Here is a 5,965-nt window from a genome sequence, read left to right as displayed (position 1 = left end):
TTGCGGCCTCAGTGTACTATCCTTAGAAGCCCCTTTACCGGAGACGCAGACAAGCAGACACGGTGCAGCGGACGGAACGAAGCGGAGACGCGGAGGACTTGAAGTTGGGAAAATTCAGAGGGTTTGAGTGGCGGGCGCGCCGAAGGGATTTGGCGCACACTGTTATTTTTGTCTTCTAACGCTTTTTGACAATAGAATAGAACTGAAGAGATATGTGGGCGGTTTGGCCATGTTCGATGGATCAAACGTCTGTATATCGCGCTAGTAGAGAGGGTTATTTATAGCCTGATCGATAATCTAGTGTCAGCTTCACTGTTTGTACGGCTTTCGGTAACTTTGGTTACCAAAGCATATCAAACAGAGAAAATGTCATATAATACCTTAGCCGGGTTATATGATGTGATGTGCAGAGGTTCGAACGTCAAGGAATAAGTTCTTCGGAACTTTTCAACTTGAGAGTTTGATCCTGGCTCAGAACGAACGCTGGCGGCACGCCTAACACATGCAAGTCGAGCGCTACCTTCGGGTGGAGCGGCGGACGGGTTAGTAACGCGTGGGAACATACCCTTTTCTATGGAATAGCCTCGGGAAACTGAGAGTAATACCATATACGCCCTTCGGGGGAAAGATTTATCGGTGAAGGATTGGCCCGCGTTAGATTAGATAGTTGGTGGGGTAATGGCCTACCAAGTCTACGATCTATAGCTGGTTTGAGAGGATGATCAGCAACACTGGGACTGAGACACGGCCCAGACTCCTACGGGAGGCAGCAGTGGGGAATCTTAGACAATGGGCGCAAGCCTGATCTAGCGATGCCGCGTGAGTGACGAAGGTCTTAGGATCGTAAAGCTCTTTCGCCAGGGATGATAATGACAGTACCTGGTAAAGAAACCCCGGCTAACTCCGTGCCAGCAGCCGCGGTAATACGGAGGGGGTTAGCGTTGTTCGGAATTACTGGGCGTAAAGCGCACGTAGGCGGATCAATAAGTTAGAGGTGAAATCCCGGGGCTCAACCCCGGAACTGCCTTTAATACTGTTGATCTAGAGTTCGAGAGAGGTAAGTGGAATTCCGAGTGTAGAGGTGAAATTCGTAGATATTCGGAGGAACACCAGTGGCGAAGGCGGCTTACTGGCTCGATACTGACGCTGAGGTGCGAAAGTGTGGGGAGCAAACAGGATTAGATACCCTGGTAGTCCACACCGTAAACGATGAATGCCAGACGTCAGGGGGCTTGCCCTTTGGTGTCACACCTAACGGATTAAGCATTCCGCCTGGGGAGTACGGTCGCAAGATTAAAACTCAAAGGAATTGACGGGGGCCCGCACAAGCGGTGGAGCATGTGGTTTAATTCGAAGCAACGCGCAGAACCTTACCAACCCTTGACATCCTATGACCGCCAGAGAGATCTGGTTTTCCTTTACGGGACATAGTGACAGGTGCTGCATGGCTGTCGTCAGCTCGTGTCGTGAGATGTTCGGTTAAGTCCGGCAACGAGCGCAACCCACATCTTTAGTTGCCAGCAGGTTAAGCTGGGCACTCTAGAGAAACTGCCCGTGATAAGCGGGAGGAAGGTGTGGATGACGTCAAGTCCTCATGGCCCTTACGGGTTGGGCTACACACGTGCTACAATGGCATCTACAGTGAGTTAATCTCCAAAAGATGTCTCAGTTCGGATTGGGGTCTGCAACTCGACCCCATGAAGTCGGAATCGCTAGTAATCGCGTAACAGCATGACGCGGTGAATACGTTCCCGGGCCTTGTACACACCGCCCGTCACACCATGGGAGTTGGTTCTACCCGACGGCCGTGCGCTAACTCTTCGGAGAGGCAGCGGACCACGGTAGGATCAGCGACTGGGGTGAAGTCGTAACAAGGTAGCCGTAGGGGAACCTGCGGCTGGATCACCTCCTTTCTAAGGATGTTCTTAGTATCTTGAGCTTGCTCAATATCGTAGAACACTTAGCAGGTAGCATTCAAAGCTACCAAACATTGATGGCTAGGCCGTCCTCATATCTCTTCAGTCAGTGATCATAGCAGAATGGATTTGCCATTTTGTTGTGACATTACCTAATGGGGCGTTAGCTCAGCTGGGAGAGCACCTGCTTTGCAAGCAGGGGGTCATCGGTTCGATCCCGATACGCTCCACCAGATGGGTCGGTAGCTCAGGTGGTTAGAGCGCACGCCTGATAAGCGTGAGGTCGGAGGTTCAAGTCCTCCTCGACCCACCACAAACTTTGCTTGCAAAGTTTGCGTGCGTGGCAGGGCAATCGCGTAGCGAATGTCCCGAGAACGCACTTCGTTTGAGTTCAATCCTACTAGGTTACACTGACTTCAGTTCTATAATCAAAGAGCATTCAATTAGATCGCTAAGCAGTTTTGACTGTTTAGCCGTCCAATTGGACGTTTGGACCTTCGGGTCCAGTGACATCGTTTAGAGAGATACAACATCAGAATAGAGACACTCCGCGTGAAGGAGTAAGTCAGACTGGTTGAGGGACCCGCATGGGCCCCTATGACGCCGTGAAAATCTATTTTGTTCCAAGTCAAGTACACTAACCGGAATGAGAGTAATCTCATTCGAACGGTGTTTGTTGCGAACCAGCGGCAAGCACTGACAATGTATGCATTTTGATTAAGGGCCCATTTGATTTACAAAAGGGTGGGCCCACAGGAAAAGCCTTGCTTTTTCTGGATCAAATCAAGCGCGAAAAGGGCGTTTGGTGGATGCCTTGGCAGTAAGAGGCGATGAAAGACGTGATACTCTGCGATAAGCCATGGGGAGCTGAGAATAAGCTTTGATCCATGGATTTCTGAATGGGGCAACCCACCTGATACTTTGTTGTTATTATGCAGTCTTCGGACTGTGTGATTATCAATGAGGTAAACCAGGTATTTCTAGGTTGAATACATAGACTTAGAAAAGCAAACCCGGGGAACTGAAACATCTAAGTACCCGGAGGAAAGGAAATCAATAGATACTCCCCTAGTAGCGGCGAGCGAACGGGGACCAGCCGAGCCATAATTGTGATTAGAACCAGTTGGAATACTGGACCATAGTGGGTGATAGTCCCGTATAAGAAGCATGATTGGACGTATTAAGTAGGGCGGAACACGTGAAATTCTGTCTGAACATCGGAGGACCACCTTCGAAGGCTAAGTACTCCTTACTGACCGATAGCGAACCAGTACCGTGAGGGAAAGGTGAAAAGCACCCCGACGAGGGGAGTGAAACAGTACCTGAAACCGAACGCCTACAATCAGTTGGAGGGCCCATGCGGCCTGACAGCGTACCTTTTGTATAATGGGTCATCGACTTAGTGTATCTAGCAAGCTTAAGCCGTTAGGTGTAGGCGCAGCGAAAGCGAGTCTTAATAGGGCGATTGAGTTAGATGCATTAGACCCGAAACCGAGTGATCTAGGCATGTCCAGGATGAAGATTAGGTAACACTAATTGGAGGTCCGAACCCACACCTGTTGAAAAAGGTCGGGATGAGGTGTGCCTAGGGGTGAAAGGCCAATCAAACTCGGAGATAGCTGGTTCTCTGCGAAATCTATTTAGGTAGAGCGTCGGACGAATACCTTGGGGGGTAGAGCACTGGATGGGTAATGGGGACTCACCGTCTTACTGATCCTAACCAAACTCCGAATACCCAAGAGTAATATCCGGCAGACACACAGCGGGTGCTAACGTCCGTTGTGGAGAGGGAAACAACCCTGACCTACGACTAAGGCCCCTAATTCATGGCTAAGTGGGAAAGCAGGTGGGACGACCAAAACAACCAGGAGGTTGGCTTAGAAGCAGCCATCCTTTAAAGATAGCGTAACAGCTCACTGGTCTAAATAAGTTGTCCTGCGGCGAAGATGTAACGGGGCTCAAGCCATGAGCCGAAGTCTAGGATGCAATTTATTGCATGGTAGCAGAGCGTAGTGTGACATAGTACCTGACGATATCAGTACCTTTCGGGGTGTTGTGATCGTTATGGTGCTTTCTGTGAAGCCGGCCTGTGAGGGATCCGGTGGAGAGATCACTAGTGAGAATGATGACATGAGTAGCGACAAAGGGAGTGAGAGACTCCCTCGCCGAAAGTCCAAGGGTTCCTGCTTAAAGCTAATCTGAGCAGGGTAAGCCGACCCCTAAGGCGAGGCCGAAAGGCGTAGTCGATGGGAACCAGGTTAATATTCCTGGGCCAGGAGGATGTGACGGATCTCGAAGATTGTTTCCCCTTATCGGATTGGGGAGGCCGTTGAGAGGTTCCTGGAAATAGCCCTCCGCTAGATCGTACCCTAAACCAACACAGGTGGACTGGTAGAGAATACCAAGGCGCTTGAGAGAACCACATTTAAGGAACTCGGCAAAATACCTCCGTAAGTTCGCGAGAAGGAGGCCCGGTTTTTACGCAAGTAGAAGCCGGGGGCACAAACCAGGGGGTGGCGACTGTTTACTAAAAACACAGGGCTCTGCGAAGTCGCAAGACGACGTATAGGGTCTGACGCCTGCCCGGTGCCTGAAGGTTAAAAGGAGGAGTGCAAGCTCCGAATTGAAGCCCAGGTAAACGGCGGCCGTAACTATAACGGTCCTAAGGTAGCGAAATTCCTTGTCGGGTAAGTTCCGACCTGCACGAATGGCGTAACGACTTCCCCGCTGTCTCAAATGTGGACTCAGCGAAATTGAATTGCCGGTCAAGATGCCGGCTCCCCGCGGTTAGACGGAAAGACCCCATGCACCTTTACTATAGCTTCGCATTGGCATCAGACACAGTATGTGCAGGATAGGTGGTAGGCTTTGAAACCGGGACGCTAGTCTCGGTGGAGCCACCCTTGAGATACCACCCTTATTCTGTTTGATGTCTAACCGCGGTCCGTTATCCGGATCCGGGACCCTGCGTGGTGGGTAGTTTGACTGGGGCGGTCGCCTCCCAAATTGTAACGGAGGCGCGCGAAGGTTGGCTCAGAGCGGTCGGAAATCGCTCGTTGAGTGCAATGGCAGAAGCCAGCCTGACTGCGAGACTGACAAGTCGAGCAGAGTCGAAAGACGGCCATAGTGATCCGGTGGTCCCGAGTGGAAGGGCCATCGCTCAACGGATAAAAGGTACGCTGGGGATAACAGGCTGATGGTGCCCAAGAGTCCATATCGACGGCACCGTTTGGCACCTCGATGTCGGCTCATCTCATCCTGGGGCTGGAGCAGGTCCCAAGGGTACGGCTGTTCGCCGTTTAAAGAGGTACGTGAGCTGGGTTTAGAACGTCGTGAGACAGTTCGGTCCCTATCTTCCGTGGGTGTAGGATACTTGAGAAGAGTTGCCCCTAGTACGAGAGGACCGGGGTGAACGATCCACTGGTGGACCTGTTGTCGTGCCAACGGCAGTGCAGGGTAGCTATGATCGGACAGGATAACCGCTGAAGGCATCTAAGCGGGAAGCCCCCTTCAAAACAAGGTATCCCTGAGGACCGAGGTAGACCACCTCGTCGATAGGCCAGAGATGTAAGCGCAGCAATGCGTTCAGTTGACTGGTACTAATGGTCCGATAGGCTTGATTTGATCCAGTAATAGCCATGCTAATACTGACATCAATCATGATACATACACACACAACCATCAGTATATCTGATATGGAACAATGACGGTGAATGAAAAAACACCGTCCTGATGCTCTAAGCCTCTACGCATACTGAGGCTTAGACTGTTTTTACTTTTTTGATTTGGTGGTCATAGCGCGAGCAAAACACCCGATCCCATCCCGAACTCGGCAGTTAAGTGCCGCTGCGCTGATGGTACTGCGTCTTAAGGCGTGGGAGAGTAAGTCACTGCCAAATCTAATAAGTAAAAACAGATGTATCTCTCAAACGAAACTCACCTCAATTACATCAAGCAAATTGAGGAACCGTCGCGGGATGGAGCAGCCCGGTAGCTCGTCAGGCTCATAACCTGAAGGTCGTAGGTTCAAATCCTACTCCCGCAACCAA

At 51.0% G+C, this 5,965-nt stretch carries 3 tRNA genes and 3 rRNA genes; all 6 read left to right on the top strand.

Features of this window, described 5'->3' with window-relative positions:
- Positions 1-448 precede the first annotated feature (448 nt).
- The 6 genes from FHS72_RS18320 (at position 449) to FHS72_RS18295 (ending at position 5,964) form a co-directional block, all read left to right on the top strand.
- A 16S ribosomal RNA gene (locus FHS72_RS18320) occupies positions 449-1,913 on the top strand.
- A gap of 160 nt (positions 1,914-2,073) precedes the next feature.
- Positions 2,074-2,149: transfer RNA gene (locus tag FHS72_RS18315), tRNA-Ala, on the top strand.
- Between the two features lie 3 nt (positions 2,150-2,152).
- Positions 2,153-2,229, top strand: a tRNA-Ile gene (locus FHS72_RS18310).
- Between the two features lie 468 nt (positions 2,230-2,697).
- Positions 2,698-5,540: ribosomal RNA gene (locus tag FHS72_RS18305) — 23S ribosomal RNA — on the top strand.
- Between the two features lie 160 nt (positions 5,541-5,700).
- Positions 5,701-5,815 (top strand): 5S ribosomal RNA (rrf, locus tag FHS72_RS18300).
- Together the 16S, 23S and 5S rRNA genes with 3 tRNA genes alongside form the textbook arrangement of a ribosomal RNA operon.
- Before the next feature lie 72 nt (positions 5,816-5,887).
- Positions 5,888-5,964: transfer RNA gene (locus tag FHS72_RS18295), tRNA-Met, on the top strand.
- The last annotated feature ends 1 nt before the right edge of the window (position 5,965 follow it).

This window comes from Yoonia ponticola, from assembly GCF_014199395.1.
Classification (GTDB): domain Bacteria; phylum Pseudomonadota; class Alphaproteobacteria; order Rhodobacterales; family Rhodobacteraceae; genus Yoonia; species Yoonia ponticola.
This window is presented reverse-complemented; position numbering and strand designations above follow the sequence as displayed.